This is a genomic window from Klebsiella sp. MS 92-3, from assembly GCF_000195655.1.
Classification (GTDB): domain Bacteria; phylum Pseudomonadota; class Gammaproteobacteria; order Enterobacterales; family Enterobacteriaceae; genus Klebsiella; species Klebsiella pneumoniae.
This window is the reverse complement of the sequence record NZ_GL882821.1, coordinates 20,706-23,386: the sequence shown is the minus strand read 5'-3', so window position 1 is coordinate 23,386 and position 2,681 is coordinate 20,706. Positions and strand designations below refer to the sequence as shown.

The following is a 2,681-nucleotide window of genomic DNA, read 5'->3' as shown; positions in this document are numbered from 1 at the left end:
GGTGCAGTCCATGCGCTTGCGCGGGCCTACAGACAATCAGAGCCGGATGCGTTGGCCGGGTAAGGCGCAGCCGCCACCCGGCATAACACACGCGGACTCAGAATCGCGTCACAAACGGCGCGGTATCCGGCAGGGCAATGGTGGTTGAGGCTTTTAGCTGCGGCGTCCCCAGATAGAGGAAGCCGACAATTTTATCCTGTTCGCGGCACTTGAAGCCGGCCCGCACCACCGGACTCTCGGTCAATGCTCCGCTGCGCCAGATACCGTTGAATCCCTGAGCCAGGGCCGCCATCTGCATCGCCATCACCGCGCAGCCAGCGGACATCTCCTGCTCCCAGCGCGGCACCTTAGGGTGGTCTTCACAGCGCGCGACCACGGTAATAATCAGCGGCGCGCGGAACGGCGCATTGCGGGCTTTCTCAATTCCCTTCTCATCCTGGCCGGCCTCTCTGGCCCCTTTTTCCAGCAACTGGCTGAAGCGCTCGCGGCCGTCATCGGCGATAATAAAGAAGCGCCACGGCTGCAGGGTGCCATGATCCGGGGCGCGCAGCCCGGCGCGCAGAATGTTTTCCAGCTGTTCGCCCACCGGGGCAGGTTCCGCCAGGCGGGAAGCGCTCCGGCGATTAAGCAGTAGATCGAGAGCATCCATCTGTATAACTCCTGTGATGTCATTTTTCATAAAATTAACATGCACAAGGATTTTGTTACAGCGCGGTCGGTGATTCCTGCTGACAACCGACGGCTCACTCTTTAGGATAGCCAGACGCGGCGGCCCCTGCGGCCTGCCCTTTTTAGATAACGTTAGGGAGAAGACATGCGAACCCTTTGGCGACTGATTGCCAGCTTTTTTAAATGGACGTGGCGGATACTCAACTTTATTCGCAAACTGGCCCTCAATGCGATCTTCCTGGTGCTGGTGCTGGTGTGTATCGGCATCTGGAGCCAGTTCAGCAGCACCACCAGCGAACATGCCGCGCGCGGCGCGCTGTTGCTGGATATTACCGGCGTGGTGGTGGATAAACCATCCGCCAGCAGCAAGCTCGGCGTGATTGGCCGCCAGCTGTTTGGCGCCAGCTCGGACCGTCTGCAGGAGAACTCCCTGTTCGATATCGTGCAGACCATTCGCCAGGCGAAGGATGACCGCAATATCACCGGTATTGTGCTGGATTTGAAAAACTTCGTCGGCGGCGACCAGCCATCCATGCAGTACATCGGCAAAGCGCTGCGCGAATTCCGCGATAGCGGCAAACCGGTGTATGCCGTCGGCAGCAGCTACAGCCAGGGCCAGTACTACCTGGCGAGCTTCGCCAACAAAATCTGGCTCTCGCCGCAGGGCGAGGTAGACCTGCACGGCTTCGCTACCAACGGGCTATATTACAAATCGCTGCTGGATAAGCTGAAGGTCTCCACCCATGTCTTCCGCGTCGGCACCTATAAATCCGCCGTCGAGCCATTCATCCGCGATGATATGTCCCCTGCCGCCCGCGAAGCGGATAGCCGCTGGATTGGCGAACTGTGGCAGAACTACCTCAACACCATTGCCGCCAACCGCCAGATCACCGCCCAGCAGCTCTTCCCGGGCGCCCAGGGCATTATCGATGGCCTGCGTAAGGTGGGCGGCGATACGGCGAAATATGCGCTGGACAATAAGCTGGTGGATGAGCTGGCGACCTCCACGGAAGTGGAAAAGGCGCTGACCAAACAGTTTGGCTGGAGCAAAGCGGATAACAATTACCGGGCGATCAGCTATTACGACTACAACGTGAAGACGCCGTCTGACCAGGGTTCCGCCATCGCGGTAATCTTCGCCAACGGCGCCATCATGGACGGTGAAGAGACCCCGGGCAACGTCGGCGGCGACACCACCGCAGCGCAAATTCGCGATGCGCGCCTCGATCCGAAAATTAAGGCCATCGTTCTGCGCGTAAACAGCCCGGGCGGCAGCGTAACCGCTTCGGAAATCATTCGTGAAGAGCTGGCGGCAGCCAAAACCGCCGGTAAACCGGTAGTGGTCTCGATGGGCGGCATGGCGGCGTCCGGCGGCTACTGGATCTCCACCCCAGCGGATTACATCGTGGCGAACCCAAGCACCCTCACCGGCTCCATTGGCATCTTTGGGGTGATCAACACCGTGGAAAATACCCTCGGGTCGATTGGCGTCCACACCGACGGCGTCGCCACGTCGCCGCTGGCGGATGTCTCCAGCACCAAAGCGCTGCCGCCGGAAGTGCAGCAGCTGATGCAGTTGAGCATTGAGAATGGCTATCAGCGCTTTATCACCCTGGTGGCTAACGCCCGTAAGAGCACGCCGGAGAAAATCGACCAGATCGCCCAGGGCCACGTCTGGACCGGGGAAGATGCCAAAGCCAACGGCCTGGTCGACAGCCTCGGCGACTTCGACGACGCGGTGGCCAAAGCCGCCGAGCTGGCGAAGCTGAAAACCTGGCACCTCAACTACTATCAGGAAGAGCCGACCTTCTTCTCGATGGTGCTGGACAGCCTGACCGGCTCGGTACGCGCCTCGCTGCCGGCGGCCATTCAGGCCTGGCTGCCTGCGCCGGTCGCCGCGGCGGCCGAGACGGTGAAAGCGGAGAGCGACAAGCTGGCGGCGTTTAACGACCCGCAGAATCGCTATGCCTTCTGCCTGACCTGCGCTAACATCCGTTAATACGCAGCGGGGG

At 60.5% G+C, this 2,681-nt stretch carries 2 protein-coding genes; one reads left to right on the top strand and one right to left on the bottom strand.

Going from position 1 to position 2,681, the window contains the following annotated elements:
* Positions 1–97: 97 nt before the first annotated feature.
* A complete protein-coding gene (locus tag HMPREF9538_RS10890; protein ID WP_020316958.1) occupies positions 98–649 on the bottom strand; it encodes an NAD(P)H nitroreductase in 552 nt (183 codons plus the stop codon).
* 165 nt (positions 650–814) lie between these two features.
* On the opposite strand from HMPREF9538_RS10890, the gene sppA reads away from it, so the two are divergent.
* Positions 815–2,668, top strand: a complete 1,854-nt coding sequence (gene sppA, locus HMPREF9538_RS10895; protein WP_009485420.1) for a signal peptide peptidase SppA — start codon at positions 815–817, stop codon at positions 2,666–2,668.
* The last annotated feature ends 13 nt before the right edge of the window (positions 2,669–2,681 follow it).

Bases quoted from the DNA above. Each gene is read 5' to 3' on its own strand.
- HMPREF9538_RS10890 (WP_020316958.1), bottom strand. From the start codon at position 649: ATGGATGCTCTCGATCTACTGCTTAATCGCCGGAGCGCTTCCCGCCTG.
- sppA (WP_009485420.1), top strand. From the start codon at position 815: ATGCGAACCCTTTGGCGACTGATTGCCAGCTTTTTTAAATGGACGTGG.